The 14,862-nt window shown below is 59.2% G+C and carries 16 protein-coding genes; all 16 read left to right on the top strand.

The window, feature by feature from the left end:
- Nucleotides 1-8: 8 nt before the first annotated feature.
- From R0J92_RS15965 to R0J92_RS15890, 16 genes are read left to right on the top strand one after another with little or no spacing between them, the layout of a single operon-like run.
- Nucleotides 9-719 carry a type-F conjugative transfer system secretin TraK gene (locus R0J92_RS15965; RefSeq protein ID WP_411052365.1) on the top strand — a complete coding sequence of 237 codons (711 nt, stop codon included), beginning with the start codon at nt 9-11 and terminating at the stop codon, nt 717-719.
- Nucleotides 719-1,990, top strand: a complete 1,272-nt coding sequence (locus R0J92_RS15960; protein WP_411052364.1) for a TrbI/VirB10 family protein — start codon at nt 719-721, stop codon at nt 1,988-1,990. The genes R0J92_RS15965 and R0J92_RS15960 overlap by 1 nt, the downstream gene beginning before the upstream one ends.
- Nucleotides 1,987-2,376, top strand: a complete 390-nt coding sequence (locus tag R0J92_RS15955; RefSeq protein ID WP_106165004.1) for a TraV family lipoprotein — start codon at nt 1,987-1,989, stop codon at nt 2,374-2,376. The genes R0J92_RS15960 and R0J92_RS15955 overlap by 4 nt, the downstream gene beginning before the upstream one ends.
- The gene (locus tag R0J92_RS15950) at nt 2,373-2,591 is read left to right on the top strand and encodes a hypothetical protein (protein WP_411052363.1); all 219 of its coding nucleotides are present in this window, start codon (nt 2,373-2,375) and stop codon (nt 2,589-2,591) included. Before R0J92_RS15955 ends, R0J92_RS15950 begins: the two co-directional genes overlap by 4 nt.
- Complete coding sequence (locus tag R0J92_RS15945; protein WP_411052362.1) at nt 2,588-5,074, top strand: TraC family protein; 2,487 nt, start codon at nt 2,588-2,590, stop codon at nt 5,072-5,074. Before R0J92_RS15950 ends, R0J92_RS15945 begins: the two co-directional genes overlap by 4 nt.
- Nucleotides 5,071-5,430 carry a hypothetical protein gene (locus R0J92_RS15940; protein WP_411052361.1) on the top strand — a complete coding sequence of 120 codons (360 nt, stop codon included), beginning with the start codon at nt 5,071-5,073 and terminating at the stop codon, nt 5,428-5,430. The genes R0J92_RS15945 and R0J92_RS15940 overlap by 4 nt, the downstream gene beginning before the upstream one ends.
- Complete coding sequence (locus tag R0J92_RS15935; RefSeq protein WP_411052360.1) at nt 5,417-5,929, top strand: S26 family signal peptidase; 513 nt, start codon at nt 5,417-5,419, stop codon at nt 5,927-5,929. Before R0J92_RS15940 ends, R0J92_RS15935 begins: the two co-directional genes overlap by 14 nt.
- On the top strand, nt 5,926-6,573 hold the full coding sequence (gene traW / locus R0J92_RS15930; protein WP_411052359.1) for a type-F conjugative transfer system protein TraW: 648 nt from the start codon (nt 5,926-5,928) through the stop codon (nt 6,571-6,573). Before R0J92_RS15935 ends, traW begins: the two co-directional genes overlap by 4 nt.
- Nucleotides 6,570-7,559 (top strand): conjugal transfer pilus assembly protein TraU, encoded by a 990-nt coding sequence (gene traU / locus R0J92_RS15925; RefSeq protein ID WP_411052358.1) that lies wholly within the window; start codon nt 6,570-6,572, stop codon nt 7,557-7,559. The genes traW and traU overlap by 4 nt, the downstream gene beginning before the upstream one ends.
- Nucleotides 7,544-8,299 (top strand): type-F conjugative transfer system pilin assembly protein TrbC, encoded by a 756-nt coding sequence (trbC, locus tag R0J92_RS15920; RefSeq protein WP_411052357.1) that lies wholly within the window; start codon nt 7,544-7,546, stop codon nt 8,297-8,299. The genes traU and trbC overlap by 16 nt, the downstream gene beginning before the upstream one ends.
- Entirely contained in the window at nt 8,289-9,707 is a 1,419-nt protein-coding gene (locus R0J92_RS15915) for a hypothetical protein (RefSeq protein WP_411052356.1), read from the top strand. The genes trbC and R0J92_RS15915 overlap by 11 nt, the downstream gene beginning before the upstream one ends.
- Nucleotides 9,698-11,014: a conjugal transfer protein TraN gene (traN, locus tag R0J92_RS15910; protein WP_411052355.1), complete on the top strand. Its 1,317-nt coding sequence runs from the start codon at nt 9,698-9,700 to the stop codon at nt 11,012-11,014. The genes R0J92_RS15915 and traN overlap by 10 nt, the downstream gene beginning before the upstream one ends.
- Nucleotides 11,011-11,403 carry a TlpA family protein disulfide reductase gene (locus tag R0J92_RS15905; RefSeq protein ID WP_411052354.1) on the top strand — a complete coding sequence of 131 codons (393 nt, stop codon included), beginning with the start codon at nt 11,011-11,013 and terminating at the stop codon, nt 11,401-11,403. The genes traN and R0J92_RS15905 overlap by 4 nt, the downstream gene beginning before the upstream one ends.
- Nucleotides 11,403-12,221 (top strand): conjugal transfer protein TraF, encoded by an 819-nt coding sequence (locus R0J92_RS15900; protein WP_106165014.1) that lies wholly within the window; start codon nt 11,403-11,405, stop codon nt 12,219-12,221. Before R0J92_RS15905 ends, R0J92_RS15900 begins: the two co-directional genes overlap by 1 nt.
- A 13-nt stretch (nt 12,222-12,234) precedes the next feature.
- Nucleotides 12,235-13,470, top strand: a complete 1,236-nt coding sequence (locus R0J92_RS15895) for a DUF1173 family protein (RefSeq protein ID WP_411052353.1) — start codon at nt 12,235-12,237, stop codon at nt 13,468-13,470.
- Nucleotides 13,467-14,858, top strand: coding sequence for a conjugal transfer protein TraH (locus R0J92_RS15890; RefSeq protein ID WP_411052352.1), 1,392 nt, complete (start codon nt 13,467-13,469; stop codon nt 14,856-14,858). Before R0J92_RS15895 ends, R0J92_RS15890 begins: the two co-directional genes overlap by 4 nt.
- Nucleotides 14,859-14,862 lie beyond the last annotated feature (4 nt).

Genomic DNA, 14,862 nt, shown 5'->3' with positions numbered 1-14,862 from the left:
TGAAGTCTATGAAGCTGGCTGCGGTCCTCGCAGCCGGGCTGGCCGTGGCTTGCCCAGCGTATGCCGTAGAGCAGCGATTTACTGTCAAAGAAGATGGTCTGGTCCGCTTCAAAGCATCGACCACCGGCATCACCCGTGTGAGCGTGGTCGGGGACCGAATTGCCTCGATTATCAATGACAACGAGTCCTCGGTCTACCAGGTCCGCAACGACGAAAAGACCGGTGATCTCTTCCTCAAATATGCCGGACCGGATGAAATGCCGTCCAAAGAGGGCGGATATATCGTCACCGAAAAAGGCCGCACAGTGGCCTACGAGATCCTGCCGATCCGCTCCGAAACCCAAACCGCGCTGATCACGGTTCGCGGCAACGCGCCGGAAGCAGACGCACCATCCGGCGGCACCGCCAGTGGCGGTTTTGCAGAAACCTCTTTCGGGGGAGGCGACGGACTGGCTGACCAGCTGACCTCTGCCACCCGCGACACCATTCGCACGAAAATCAAAAGCTCGCTGCCACGCAGTGGTCGCAACGGAGCGCTGATTACGACCCATCGGTTAGGTGAGCTGGTCGGCGAGGTGCGCGTTGCAGCGGCCGGCAAAGACGCACGGCAGGTACGGGAACAGGAGTTCTATCGCTCGGGTGTTCTCTCGGTTTGGGTTCAGAAAAAGAGCCTCGCGGCTGGCGAGCGCTCTTGGGTTGTTGTTGTGAGGTCGAAGTGATGGCGCAGTCAGATCGCAAGAAAAACCAGATCATCGCAATTGGTCTCGTCGGTGGTGTCGTCCTCGTTGGCTTTATCCTGATGGGGGCGCTGCTGAACAACAGCGATCCAACTGGGGGGCTTCCTAGCCGCTCATCTCCTACGGTCGATGAAACTATCATCTCTGATCGCACCGCTGCGGCCTCTCCGGAAATGTCGTGGATCACGTCTGGCCGTCTGCAGATGGAACGGCTGACGAAAGAAACCGAAGAGCTGCGCCAGCTGCTCGATCAGGCCCGCAAGGAAGCACAAAACCAGTCGGAGACCATTCGACAGGAATATGACGAACTTCTGATCCAACAGACTGCAAAGATCGCCGCACTAGAAGCGGAACGGGCCAATACAAGCGCGCCTGCATCCAGCACCGGGCCTGAAGAAACATTCAACGCGGCTGCTGAACGACCAGGAGCGGACCTCACACCACCGCGCGCATCTGGCCCGGGTAGCGATTTCGTTCAGCGCCGACCTCTGTCCCGCACCAGCACGCCGTCGTCACAGGGTGGCACAAGCGAAGCACCGGCCAGCACTGGCGGCAACTTTGGCCAAAGCTTCACGCTCGCCGCACTTGAGCAGCCAGAAACTGACGAACGCGAAATCCGCCGCCTCGGAAACTACCTGCCTGCAGGGAGCTACGCGCCAGCGGTTGTGCTGTCTGGTGCTGACGCCGCCACCAATGTTTCAAACCGGGACAATCCGATCCCGGTTCTATTCCGGATCACCGGCTCGGCCGTCACCGCTGCACTCGGAAAGAGCCGCCCCGCTCGGGTGAACCTCAAGGGCTGCACGGTGCAAGGATCTGCAACCGGAGATCTGTCGTCTGAGCGGGTCAAGGTCCGCCTCATCTCGATGACCTGTGTGAACGGGCAGGGCGATATTCTGGAAACCAAAGTTGCGGGCTATATGGCGGGCTCTGGCAAGGAAGGCGTGCGCGGCAAAGTTGTAAGCCGCGAAGGTCCAGCCGTGACCAATGCGATGATCGCAGGTGCGCTTGGCGGACTTGGCAAAGGCATCAGTGCTGCAGGCAATGCCTCGATCTCTCAGGAAAACGCTTCTGTAGACCAAATCCTGCGGGGTGCTGGTGTCGGAACACTGGCCGGTGGCGCAGAGAACGCGGCCACGACACTGGCCGATTATTACATCAAACGAGCCGAACAATATCAGCCGGTGGTCTCCCTTTACGGCGGCACCAAGGTCGAGCTCGTGTTTCTTGAAGGGGTGGAGCTGGGCCAATGAGATCCATTGCAATTTTGATGTTCGCAACATTTGTCACCGGATGCGTCGCGTCCAACACAGACAAAGATTTCCTCTGTGAAGCGCAGGCCGGATCGCCGTGCACCACGATTTCTGCTGTCGATGGCACTGGTGCTGCTGGCGTGACCTCAGTGCAGGAACGCCCCGAAGATACGGCAGTCAAAAGCCTGGCCCAAAACCCGCTGTTCGCAGGCAAAGGGAACGTCACTGGCGCGCCAGATGGTGGTTTTCCCTATAACGCAGCCGCCTATCGCTCTCCTGAAGTGGTCGGCACGCTCTGGATCGCCCCGATCCTCGACGAGGGAGGGATCATGCATGAGGCACGCTTCGTCCATTTTGTAATTCAAGAAGGCCATTGGCGTCAGTGATGGCCGACAAATTGTTGAGCAAGATCGCCTCCCGCATGGCCGAAATCCGTAAAGCGCGGCGCGATGCAGGCTTTAACGAGGTCACGATCTGGGTGCCAAAAGAAGAGGTGCGCACCTTCCGTGACCTTGCTTGGCAGGCGGTGGAAGCCTGCGGGCGCAGCTTTCCGCACCGCGCACCAGATGGCCAGCATAGCCGTCAAAGGAGCAAGAAATGATGTTCTTTCGTGATGTAATGTCCGGTCTCTTTGGGGATGTGCCCTGGACCGAAGATGTTCCGGATTTGATGGGCGGGGATGTGCTTTCCGACATCCTGCCGTGGCGGGTCTATGATCCGGAAAAGAAGATCTATCACTTTCAGCATGGAAACGGCTTCCTCATTGAGGTGGGTGCCGCCATTGGTCAAAGCGATATGGCGGAAAACGTCGGTGGCGTCATTGCGGCCAACCTACCGTCTGATGCCACGTTTCAGGTGCTGAACTGGACCTCTCCCGCCATTGATCCCATCACAGGACATTGGAAGAAGGCCCGTCTTGGTCGCACGCCCCTGGTGGATGAAATGGTGCGCCAGCGAGAAGCCCATCTGAAAAACCTGCGCTTTGGCATGGAAGAGGATGGCGCTCGGGCGATCCCCTTTGATCGCCATATCTTCATCGCAGTCTGGCTGGAAAATGATGATCTGAGCATTGCAGACGAAAAGCGACTGAGTTCCATGCGGTCCGGTCTGCGCAACGTCTTCAATACGGTGAGCTGGGCCGAGGATGTGGAACCACGCCGCTTCCTCGCCTTTCTTCGCGAGCTGTTCCACACCGCACGGCCGGCCGGGAGCGACGGAGATTGGAACGAAGAAGCCTATGACGAACATATGCCGCTCAACTATCAGATGCCGGGCGCGACCCTGCGCGTCAGCAGTGATGCGCTGACCTTTTCCGGCACCCCGGAAATGTCGGCCACGGTTGCCTCGGTCAATGCCTACCCGCCGGAATGGGTCTTTGGTCTTGGCATGGCGCTCAATGGTGATCCCGCACGCCTGATGGATCGGCCCGTTGGTCCTGTTCTGACGTCCTTCACCCTGAAAGCGATGTCGGTGCAGAAGGCCGGGGCTTACATCGTGAAAAAGCGCGGTGCCGCCGAGCATGCGTCAACGACCTCCTTTGGGAAGTTCATTCCCAACTTTGCCGACAAGAAGCGGGAAATTGATAACCTCGCCGGGGAAATCAACGCCGGGGAACGCCTGTTCGAAACCCTGTACACGGTGGTTTCCTACGCCAAAGGTGGCGCGACCGATGCGCAGATGGCCTCAAGCGAGGTAGAGTCAATCTATCGTCGCCAGCGGGTCAAGCTCTCCAAAGATACCTATCTTCAGCTGCCGCTCTTCATGGCCAGTCTTCCCTTTGGCTGCTCGGACAAGATGATGTCTGATTTCGGGCGCCAGATGCGGATGCGGTTGATGAAATCCGCCGCCTCGATGTCATTCCTGCCTCTGCACGGTGAGTGGATGGGCAACGGTCGCGGCCAAGGCATGCTTCTGGCTGGTCGTCAGGGACAGATGTTCCAGTGGAACAACTTTGTATCTGCTGGCAACTACAATGTCGCAGTGGTCGGCAAGTCCGGTGCCGGTAAATCGGTGTTCATGCAGGAGCTGTCCGTTGGCATCTACACTGCTGGTGGCCGCGTCCTGGTGATCGACGACGGCTACTCGTTCAAGACCACTGCGGAAATCCTCGGGGGCAAGTTCATCGCCTTTGATGGCCAGACCCGCAATCGGCTCAACCCGTTCTCGCTGCTGGACGTGGATTCAATGGTCAGTGACGATTATCGGACTGACGCTATCGAGCTTGTGACCCGTGTGGTTGCGACCATGGCGGATCTGGGCAGCAACAGTTCAGGCCGCGTCGAGGGCGTGGAAGAGGATTACATTCGTGCCGCCATTTCAAAAGTCTGGGATGAGAAAGGCAGTGCGGGAGAAATCACCGATGTTCGGGATCACCTGAAAGAAGCGGCAAAAGAAGAGTCGCGCCTGCCGGATGTGGTGCGCAAGCTCGATGCATATTCCAGAGGCGGTGCATATGGGCCGTATTTCGAGGGCGAAGCCAATATCGCGCTCGATGCTCCCTTCACCGTGGTGGAACTGAGCGACATCAAAGGGCAGGCGGGCCTTGAGGCCACCATCCTGCAGATCGTCATGTTCCTGGGCACTGAGCTTATGTACAAGACGCCGCGCTCGGTCCCGGTCGCTATCGTGATCGACGAGGCCTGGGATCTGCTGAAAGGCGAGGCAACCGCCAAGTTTATCGAGGGCGTTGTGCGCCGGGCCCGGAAATACACCGGTGCCCTGATCACCGGCACGCAGTCGATGCAGGACTACAAGGCCAACCCGGCCGCAAACGTCTGTCTGGAAAACTCGGACTTTCGGATCTTTCTCGCGCAGAAGCCAGAAAGCATCGACGCTCTGGGCAGTATCGACCCACCTGTGAAGATGCTTCTCAAGTCCATCACGTCGGTTCCTGGGCGGTTCTCTGAACTTGCGATCCAAATGCCCGAAGGCTTTGCGTATGGCCGGCTGCTGCTCGATCCGTTCTCGCTGGCGGTGTTCTCCTCCAAAGGCAGCACGGTGGAGCGGATGAACCACTACAAGGCCCAAGGCATGACCACGGTCGAAGCCATCAAGACCCTCGTTGAACGGGGAGAAGTGTCATGAGCTGGACCAAGAAAGTTCTCTTCGCGCTTTGTGCGGTTTTTGCCCTTCAGCTGACTGCCCTTGCCGTCATGGTGTTGCCGGATCTTTTTCGCTCAGAGCCATCCGTGGCTGTCTTCGATCCCGAGCGCAGCCTGACGATGTTTGTCATCTGGTCCAATGGGCGGGTGGATGACGCGAAATTCCAGCAAACCCTGCCGGTGTTCCAGCAGTCGGTCCAGATGGAAATCAACCGCCTGACGGCCGAGACAGGTCAGTTGGTCGTGCGCAAGGACGCCATCCTGTCGCAAAGCCGCGCGGCCTCCGTCGATGTCACCGAAACCATCATGCAAAAGGTGCTGACCGATGCGGCGTTCTAATCTTCTCTGGATCGTGCCTTCTCTGGCGTTTTGCGCTGCAGGTTACTACGGGCTGGCGTTTGGTCGCCTGACCCTTAATGCGTCAGACAGCCTGCAGGGCAACGCTTACGCCATGGTCACTTGGCCCTTGGATATTCGGCCCGGCACCATCGCTGCAATCAAACTCCCAGAGGTGCTGCGCGACAAATTTGACGGGCACGAGCTTTACCTGACCAAGCGTATTGTCGGCATCGCCGGAGATCCTGTTTCGGTCAAAGGCAACACCTTCTGCGTCAACGCCACCTGTGTAGAGGGCCAGCTGAAGGACGGCAAACTCGTGTCTCCGCTCTGGCAGGGTGACGTGGTTCCGGACGGCATGATCGCAATATTCGGTGACAGCGCTGACAGCCTCGACAGTCGCTATGCGGTGATCGGGCCCCGTCCAGTTGAAGACGTGATCGCCACCGGCATCGAGATTGCTTTTCCCCATTGGACTGAACTCGCGGAGCGCTGGAAATGATCGCACATCGTCTCTTCCATACCGTTCTCCTGTGCTCGCTTGCTGCTGCAGGGCAGGGGGTGGCCAAGGATCTCGGCACCCATGGACCTCTATTCGAGGTCGCAGAACCCTCGCTTCTGGACACCATCAAAGCGCGCCTCAAGGACATGGAGGCGGCGGGTGAGCTGGATGCGATGCGTCAAGAAATGCAGGACACCACCCGCGCCTATGTCAATCGTCCGCGCCCGGTGCAGGGCCTCGGCAAGGCTGAAGACTACGCGATTTGGGAAGCCGATATGTCGATCACGCTCACCGAGGATCTGGCCGACCACCAAGGACAGATCTTCGCGCATGCGGGCACCGTCGTGAACCCAATGGCCTATTCACGGTTCAACAAGCGGATCGTGCTGCTGGACGGCGACGATCCAGATCAGGTTTCCTTTGCCCTCTCAGATGGCGATGAGCTGGACACGCTTCTTGTGCTGGTGAACGGGGATCCTCTCGGGCTGATGCGGGAACATGGTCGCCGGTTCTATTTCGATCAGGACGCTGTGCTTGTGAAACGCTTCGGCGTTCAGAACGTGCCGGCTGTCGTCCAGCGCGCCGATCCCTTCATGCAAGTGGAAGAAATCGCCCTCGGGAAGGGCGGGGAGATTGCACAATGACATTCCGTTCCTTGCTCTTCGTCCTGACGTTCAGCCTCGTTGCAACGCAGGCGGCCGCCATCTGCAACAAGCGGTTCTTGAACCCGATCACAGAAATCTGCTGGGACTGCATCTTTCCGATCTCCATCGGCGGGTTGAGCCTGAGCATCGGCGCCAGCCGCCCCGATACGGACAATCAGTCCTTTCCTCTTTGCATCTGCCCGGGCGTCCCTCCGCGCCCTGGACTGGCCATTGGCTTGTGGGAACCGGCTCGGCTCGTCGATGTAGCCAATGAACCCGGCTGCTTTGTGAATATGGGTTTTGACATGGATTTCGGGCTGCTTTCGCTCGGGAAATCCAGCGCGAGCCAACAGAACGGCGGCAGCACCGGATCGAGCTGGCAGGCTCACTATTACTTCTATCCGCTGATCTCATGGCTCGGTGTGATCGTGGACGGCCTCTGCATGCAGAATGCGCAGTTTGACGTCGCCTATATCTCGGAAATCGACCCGCTCTGGCAGGACGCCGAGTTGAATAACCTGATCAACCCGGAAGCCATTCTCTTTGCCAATCCGATCGCGCAGGCCGCGTGTTCTGCAGATTGCGTCCAGTCATCCTCGGGCCGGTTGCCGATGGACAGCCTGTTCTGGTGCACCGGCTGTGGCGGCTCGATCTATCCTATTCAAGGCGATGTCAGCGCGCATGTCGGTGGGGTGATGGCCAGTCAGGTTGTTGCCACCAAGATGGTTGCGCGGATGCATCGCCTTCTGATCGCCCGCCAGACGGCCTCCGACCGGGCCTTGTGTCAAACGCGGTCGCAGCCGGTGATCAAGAAAAGCCAGTACCGGATACAGATCACCCGCCCGCGCCCCAAAACCTCGGGACGCTATGGCTGCGGCCCCATCGGCTTCTCATCTCAATTTGTCGACACCCTGCGGGAGTTCCCCTTCAAAGGGGAATCCTTCGGCTGGCTGCTGTGGAGGAAAAGAAATTGCTGCGCACTCTGAGCTTTGCATTGGCGGCAAGCGCCGCTCTGACGTCTCCGGTCCTGGCACAGGATGATGAGGACAAGGTGATCGAATATGCACCCGGCAGCACCGGGCGCATCACAGCCCCGCTGGCCACCATCGTGGATGACGCCAAGCGTCAGGGCGAAGCCCTGCGCGAGACCCTGATCCCGCAAGATGCGGCAGAGGGTGCATTTTCCGGTGTGGACTTCGAAGGTCTCCGGACCAAGGCACTCTCGCACCCTCGGGTGAAGGCGCTTCTTGGAGCCAATGTGGCAGGGGTGTCGGGCGCTGAAGGAGAGGAGGTGCGCTATGACGGGTCCACTGTGTTCCTGCTGGCCTCCTTCTCGATGCCCAAAGCCTCCCTGCGGCAGATGATGGAAGAAGCCAGCACCTATGGGCTTCCCATCGTGTTCCGTGGCTTCGTCAACAACTCGGTCTATGAAACGCGGGCCGCGCTGGAAGAAACCTTCGGCTCGATGGATGACGCGGTTGGCTTTTCCATCGACCCGACTGTCTTTGCCCGCTTTGGCGTCACCTCTGTACCGCAAGTGATCGCCATGGGGGAGGCCGTGGATGTTTGCGAAACACCCGGTTGCGAAAACGATCCTGTGCCTCCGCACGACCGAGTGGGCGGCAACGTACCTGTGGAGTTTGCCCTGCGCATGATCGCGGACCAGGGCGATGTGGCGGCAGCTGAAGCGGCCCGACTGCTGCAGGAGGCTCACGATGCGCAGTAAGCTTATCACCGCCTCCACCCTGCTTTGCGTTCTTGCTCCGATGGCAGTTGCGCAATCCGCCATGGATCGTGCGGCCGCGGCGGCCGGCGCCGCGGTGGATACGGACAGCACGTTTCAGGATGGCAAGATCAACGAGGTGGTCACGCCCTTTGAAACCTCAAATCCAAACGAGGCTGGCATGAGCCATACCAGCTTTGAGGATCGGATCCTTCAGATGCGGGACGCGGACAACAATCAGGGGCGGGTTCTGCGCGCCACTGAGGACAGTGCCGAGATCCGTCCGGACGTTGACATCGACGGGCAGGGTGAGTTGTTCGATGACGCAAATTGGGCGCATGAAAACGCCGACGACATCGCCAGCCAATACTTCACCAGCGAGAGCGGCAGCTGCACAACGCCGGACGTGCCGGTTTCGAACATTCGCGATGAGTTCTGCGAGAGTCTGCCGCGCCGCCAGAACCATACCTGTGAGTTGATCCGCAATATCTGGGTGGATCGCACCGACCGCTACAGATGCGACAAGCGCGCGGCCAACTTCGTGAAGGTCTGCGAAAAAGTCTCCAGCTACTCCTGCAACGTCAACACCAATGCAAACGCCTGCATCTCCCGCAAGGTACGGTTTGAAGGTGGGGATGTGACATGGAACGGCAATGAGGCAACGATTTCACTGCCAGAGCCAGATCAAAAGCCTGCCGCTCCGATCCACTGGCAAAGCCCAGACCTTACAGCTTATGCAACGCTCGCGAAGCACGAGTTCTCGATTAGTTTCTCCGACAGGTTTCAGCCGTCCAGTGTAATGTTGAAGACCGTGACTGCCGGTGGCCCGGTCCAGATCATTGGTGACGACGGGCGCCCGATTACCACCGTCGCCTCATCAATCATCAGCACGTTCGGAAATCCCACCGGGATGTGGAGCCAATATTTTCCCGTGAACTCAGAAGATGGCCTGCTCGTGCCCATGACTGCATGGCACGATAGGGGAAGCGGCGTACAAGCGTGGTTGGAAGCCTGGATTGTAAAATTCCCACTGTCAGTGGATTGCCAGTTTGACCCCTACTGCAACCATCGGATCGACTACAACGCCACATCAAATGTCTTTGAATCTGGCTGGGACATTGGCAGGGATGCCCCCGTGGAATGGGCATTGCGGTGGGTCACGAACTACTCGGTCTATGCGAATGTCGTTCACAACACCTCAGTTACCAGAAACGTCCTGCGCTTTCTGGAACTAGAGCACTTCACGGAAACCAACCCAGCAGGGGCCGAGCGCTTCCGCGAAAACCGGATGACGGCCCGCGTCGTCTACAACAACGCGACCCCGGCAAATGGCGCGGCACAGCTCACTTTCGAGTTTGAGGGGGCGTGCTGTGACAGTTTCACGGATACGGGGGGCGAAACATGCGAGTGATTTGCACCCTTTCCCTGCTTCTGAGCCTGTTTCAGGTCTGGGTCAGCCCGGCTGTCGCTGCAATCACCTGCACGGATCCAACTTATGACTGTGTTGAATGGTCTGATGGTGAGCTGGTGGGCGGCATCAACATTGGGCGCCACTGCGCGCGCTATGCTGGGCGGCAAGACTGCGTAGACAGCGATCCCATCAACCAATGTACGGCGCTCCAAGCCAGCGCAAAATGTGAGCGGACCAACCGCGAATGCGTCGATTACAAGAACGGGGCCTGCCGCCAGTGGCGTGAACGCTTTAGCTGTCTCAACGAGAATGAGAATATAGCTCCTGCGGTGCTGACCGGCACCGAGTTTGGGCCGACACAAGAGAATATCATCAACCAATGCTCCGAGTACGAGGGGCGAAGTGAGTGTGAGCTTGTTAACACCAGAACCACTGAGGGCGCAGAGATCCGCGACATCAATCGCAAGGATTTCTCGCGCAGCTGGTGGAAACGTGAGCGGACGTATTCCTGTCTGGCTCCGGGTGAAGGGGACAACACCTGTGGGCCGCTTGAGAGCGATCCGACCTGCACCCTGCAAGGCGCAACCTGTCTGGTCGAGAATGCCAACGGCGTCTGCAGCAACCGCGAGTTCCACTACACCTGCGGCGTCCAGTCCGGGGATCTTGAGACCAGCTGCGAGCCGATCAACGTCTGTGTCGGTGACAACTGCATGGGCATCGAGCAGGAAACCTCCAGTGACTTCGGCAGCTCCGCCGCCTGGCTGAACGTACTGGCACAGATGCAGCGCGACTACCGCGCGCAGGCTGCGACCGATCCGAACGATGTTCGTTTCTTCACAGGCACCAAAATGACCTGCAGTAAGGCCCCCGGCCGGAACTGCTGTTCGACGGGTGGTATCTTCGGCAGCACCTGTCCGGAGTCGGCGGCCATTCTTCGAGACAAGCGGGCTGCCGGATCGACCCACTATGTCGGTGTAACCTGTCAGCAGAAGGTTTTGGGCCACTGCGTCAAGAAGCGCTACCACTACTGCACCTTCAACTCGAAGTTTGGTCGCGTCTTCGTCGAAGAGTTCAAGAAGCAGGTCGAGGAAGGCTGGGGCACGCCTCATGCTTCGGATTGTGGCTCTGTCACCATCGAAGATTTCGGCAATGTGGACATTGAAGAGATGGATCTGTCCGAGGTGTTTGGCGACATCATGGGGACCATCCAGCTCCCGGTGTCTGAGGGCATTCAGGACTTCTTCGAAGATCGCTTTCCTGATGCCGAGGGCGATGCGTCTGGCGCATTCGAGGAGGTTGGCCAATGAACCGGCGCATATTCCTCCTGTCTTCCTTCTCCTTGGTGACAATGCCTGCGCTGGTCGTGGCGCAGGGAAATGTTGGGGTCATCTTCGTGGGCGCATCCTGGTGCGCGTTCTGCAAATCTGCCGCCCCGGTTCTGGCCGCCATGACGCAACCGGCGGGTATTCCGGTTCTTGTGGCCTCGCATGACGCCCGCCCCATCCCGCCCTTTGCGGAAATGGTGGATGCCCGCACGCATCCCATCGCCTCGCAAATCAAGGCGCTTCCCACAACCATGATCTATTCGCAGGAGGCCGGAACCGTGACGGGACAGATCTCGGGCTACCGCAACGCGCGCCATTATGCGCAGTCCGTCAAAGCGGCCATTCTCGCAGCTGCAGGGGGGCAGGGATAATGCTCAAGCCTGCAACTCTTGCCCTCCTGCTGGCCTCCGTCGCAGCCCCGGTACAAGCCCGGCTTACCTGCAATGGGGCCGAAGTGGACGGCTGGCATTTTTACTGCGACCCCGAACCTGCCAAGGAGCCGGAACCCGCGCCACCGCCGCCTGAACCGGAAGCCAAGAAGCAACCGCAGGATCCCGAAGAGCCAAAGGAAATGACAGCGACGGAAGAGATCGAGGCATTCCGCAAATACGCGGATGAGCTGAAACACCGCGCCATTCTCGATCCGACCCCGGAAAACGTGCAGGCCTATATGGAGGTCAACAAGCAGATGGCGCAGCAGGCGGCACGCTTTGCAGCGGTCTGGCAGCGCGTTCTCTTTGGCACCCCGCACCTCGATGCAAATGTCAGCCGCCCGCTGACCCAGATGGGCACCAATATCTATCAGGATCAGCGCAATGCAGCAGAGCAGGCCGCTTTGCAGCGCGCCGCGCAGGATGCCGGTCTGATCTTTGTCTATGACGATCCGGTTGATTGCCGCCTTTGCCTGGCACAGGCGCAGATCCTCGACGCTATGCGGAACGCATACGGCGTGGAAATCCTCGCGGTGTCCACCGATGGAAGCCCGATTCAATACTTCCCTGATGCCGTGCCCAATGAAGGCCAGCTTGAAGCGCTGGACCTCGCTGACAAGCCGCGCCCCTTCATTGCCATTGTCGATCCCACCAGCGGCGAGACGCAGCTGATCGGGGGCGGATTGCTGACGGAAGATCAGATCCTTGAGCGCATCTACGTGGTTCGGGAAGTGCCCATGGGCGAACGGTTTGAGTGAAGGAGCAGGTACAATGTCATTTTCCATCAACAACACCGCAGTAGATCCGGCCACGGAAGAGGGCCAGATCCGTCTTGGCAAGGCGCATCAGGAGCGCAGCCGTGTCATCTGCAATTGCAGCTCACCCGCGCCCGCCATGTATGTCGCCTGCGTCAATGGCCGCTTCATCCTGAAACGGATGCCGGGCAGCGGGCCTGAACATGCACCGGGTTGTGACTCCTTCCTCCCTCCTGAAGATCTTTCCGGCCTTGCACAGGTGCAGGGCAACGCGATCAAGGAGGATCTTGAAACGGGCATCACCTCTCTGAGGGTCGATTTTTCCCTGTCGATGGGCAGCAAGCGGCCGGCACCGCCGCCGCCGTCTGGCAAAGCGCCGACCGAGGCCAAGATCACACCCCGCAAGCTCGGGCTATCGAGCCTGTTGCAGTATCTGTGGCATGAAGCCGACCTGGTGAAATGGACGCCGGCCATGAAGGGCAAACGCTGGTGGGGTCCGGTGCAGCGTGCCATTGGCACCGCAGCCGTCGGAAAAACCGCCAAGTCTCGCGATCTGCGCGATATCTTGTATGTGCCGGAAGTCTGGAAGCCGGAGCTGAAGGCGCAGAATGCAGCCCGCCGGGCAAAACTCCTGCGCACCCTGCAAGCTCCGGAGCGGGGCACCGCGCCGCTTGGTCTGGTCGTGGCGGAATACAAAACCCATGAAGCGACACGGATGGGCGCCCGCTTCCTGTTCAAACACGCCCCCGATTGCGCCTTCTTTGCGGAAGCGGATCTGGTGAAGAAGTTCGAGACCGTCTTTGCCCATCAGTTGATGCTCGCGGAAACGCTGGGCGATGTGCATGTGATGGTGATCGCCACGTTCAATGTCGCCAAGGCCGGTTATCCGGTTCTGCGCGAGATCGGCATGATGCTGGTGACAAAGACCTGGATCCCGTTTGAAAACCTGCGCGACTACGAGCTGATCACCGCACTGACAGAGACCGACCGCGCGTTTCTGAAATCTCAGCGATTCATGCTGGCCGATGCCACGCCGATTGCTTCGGCAGTGCTGACGGATCTCGCCAGCCCGATGTCACTGTTTGCCGCCTCACCTTCAGCCAATGCCGATGAGATTGCTGCCCTGCGCGAGGTCGCTGCTGATGGCACCTATCCGGCGTGGCTCTGGATTGAAGACGATCTGATGCCAGAGCTGCCCGCAAAAGGCGCGCAAGTGGCTGAGGCCCCCCTCATTGAAAGGAAAGACGCATGAAAAAGCTGTTCGTAAACTGTGCGTTTGTCGCCGCCAGCCTCTTTGCAGCTGGTCCGTCGCAGGCCGATGTAGGGTCTGACCTGAAGAATTTCTGGGAGCGCACCGGCGGTGGCGTGAACGTCACCAAACCCACGGCCTACCGAGGTCAGCAGGCGGGCTATGCCACGCTCGGCTCTCTGTATCTGCGCACCCGACCGCGCAACAGTCAGCTGGCCACGATCCAGCTGCCCTCGATCCGCGCGGGTTGTGGTGGCATCGACATCTTTGGTGGCGCGTTTTCCTTTATCTCCGAGGAAGAGCTGATCGCGCTGATGGAAGCGATCATGCAGAACGCTGCAGGGTTTGCATTTGAGCTGGCGCTGGAAAGCCTGTCTCCGTCTGTTCAGGAAATCGTCGCCAAGCTGCGCGACCTGATGCAGCAAGTGAACGCCGGTAATATCAATTCCTGCGAAGCCGGTCAGCTGCTCACCTCGTCGCTTTGGCCCAAGATGGACGGCGCATCCCAGCACGTGTGTCAGACCATCGGCGGCTACACGGGCCGTTTCGCCGACCGGGTGGCCTCCCGCCACGGCTGTGGCACTGGTGGCAATCACAGCTCCACCATGGACCGGGCGGATGGCGCGCTCGCCGATCAGGTGCCCACGGACGTCAACTATGCATGGCGCGCAGTGAAGAAGAACAACTTCCTGTCCTCGAACCCGCGCATTGCCGAATTCTTCATGACGCTCACCGGCACGATCATCACCGTTGCGGCGGAGGATGACGATACCAGTCCGACGCACCGCACCATTCCTGCGCGCGCCCTGTCACCTGATGCGGCCAAGGCGCTGGTGGAAGGCGGCGCCTACAAAAGCCTGCGCTGCGACGATGTGAATGAATGTCTGAACCCGGTCATGCGCGATCTGACACTCAATGCAAATGACGCTCTCTTTGCGGTCACCGCCAAGGCTATCGAGGATCTGTCGGACGCGATCAGCAACGACACTGAGCCACCGGATGAAGCCATTGCGCTGATCAACCTCACATCAGTCCCGATCTATGAGCACTTGGTCACGGCCAAGAGCTACAAGTACAAATTCGTTCAGGACGACATCAACTCGATGGCGGAGCTGGTCGCTGTGGATCTGTCGATTGCCTACATTGATGAAGGCGTGAGCGAGATCCTGAACAGCGCCGCCAATGTCGATATTGCCGGCGATCTGAACCGAGAGTTTCAGGAAAAGGTCAGCCACACCAAGGGTGTGCTGCAGGATCTTCGCGCCTCCGCGCAGCGCAAATATGCGGAAGCCCTGCGCAACCTGGAGCGGCTACACCTCGCCAAGGGCGAACTGGCTGCTTCGTCCAACACCATCTTTGGCAACATGATCAACGTGTCGGGAGGACAATAACCCC

It is taken from the genome of Tritonibacter sp. SIMBA_163 (assembly GCF_046535935.1).
In the GTDB taxonomy this organism is placed as follows: Bacteria; Pseudomonadota; Alphaproteobacteria; order Rhodobacterales; family Rhodobacteraceae; genus Epibacterium; species Epibacterium scottomollicae.
The sequence above is the reverse complement of the archived record's forward strand: the minus strand, read 5'-3'. Positions and strand labels throughout refer to the sequence as shown.

What these genes read in the sequence shown, in the direction of transcription:
- R0J92_RS15965 (WP_411052365.1), top strand. Translation starts at nt 9, where the DNA reads ATGAAGCTGGCTGCGGTCCTCGCAGCCGGGCTGGCCGTGGCTTGCCCA.
- R0J92_RS15960 (WP_411052364.1), top strand. Translation starts at nt 719, where the DNA reads ATGGCGCAGTCAGATCGCAAGAAAAACCAGATCATCGCAATTGGTCTC.
- R0J92_RS15955 (WP_106165004.1), top strand. Translation starts at nt 1,987, where the DNA reads ATGAGATCCATTGCAATTTTGATGTTCGCAACATTTGTCACCGGATGC.
- R0J92_RS15945 (WP_411052362.1), top strand. Translation starts at nt 2,588, where the DNA reads ATGATGTTCTTTCGTGATGTAATGTCCGGTCTCTTTGGGGATGTGCCC.
- R0J92_RS15940 (WP_411052361.1), top strand. Translation starts at nt 5,071, where the DNA reads ATGAGCTGGACCAAGAAAGTTCTCTTCGCGCTTTGTGCGGTTTTTGCC.
- R0J92_RS15935 (WP_411052360.1), top strand. Translation starts at nt 5,417, where the DNA reads ATGCGGCGTTCTAATCTTCTCTGGATCGTGCCTTCTCTGGCGTTTTGC.
- traW (WP_411052359.1), top strand. Translation starts at nt 5,926, where the DNA reads ATGATCGCACATCGTCTCTTCCATACCGTTCTCCTGTGCTCGCTTGCT.
- traU (WP_411052358.1), top strand. Translation starts at nt 6,570, where the DNA reads ATGACATTCCGTTCCTTGCTCTTCGTCCTGACGTTCAGCCTCGTTGCA.
- R0J92_RS15915 (WP_411052356.1), top strand. Translation starts at nt 8,289, where the DNA reads ATGCGCAGTAAGCTTATCACCGCCTCCACCCTGCTTTGCGTTCTTGCT.
- traN (WP_411052355.1), top strand. Translation starts at nt 9,698, where the DNA reads ATGCGAGTGATTTGCACCCTTTCCCTGCTTCTGAGCCTGTTTCAGGTC.
- R0J92_RS15905 (WP_411052354.1), top strand. Translation starts at nt 11,011, where the DNA reads ATGAACCGGCGCATATTCCTCCTGTCTTCCTTCTCCTTGGTGACAATG.
- R0J92_RS15900 (WP_106165014.1), top strand. Translation starts at nt 11,403, where the DNA reads ATGCTCAAGCCTGCAACTCTTGCCCTCCTGCTGGCCTCCGTCGCAGCC.
- R0J92_RS15895 (WP_411052353.1), top strand. Translation starts at nt 12,235, where the DNA reads ATGTCATTTTCCATCAACAACACCGCAGTAGATCCGGCCACGGAAGAG.
- R0J92_RS15890 (WP_411052352.1), top strand. Translation starts at nt 13,467, where the DNA reads ATGAAAAAGCTGTTCGTAAACTGTGCGTTTGTCGCCGCCAGCCTCTTT.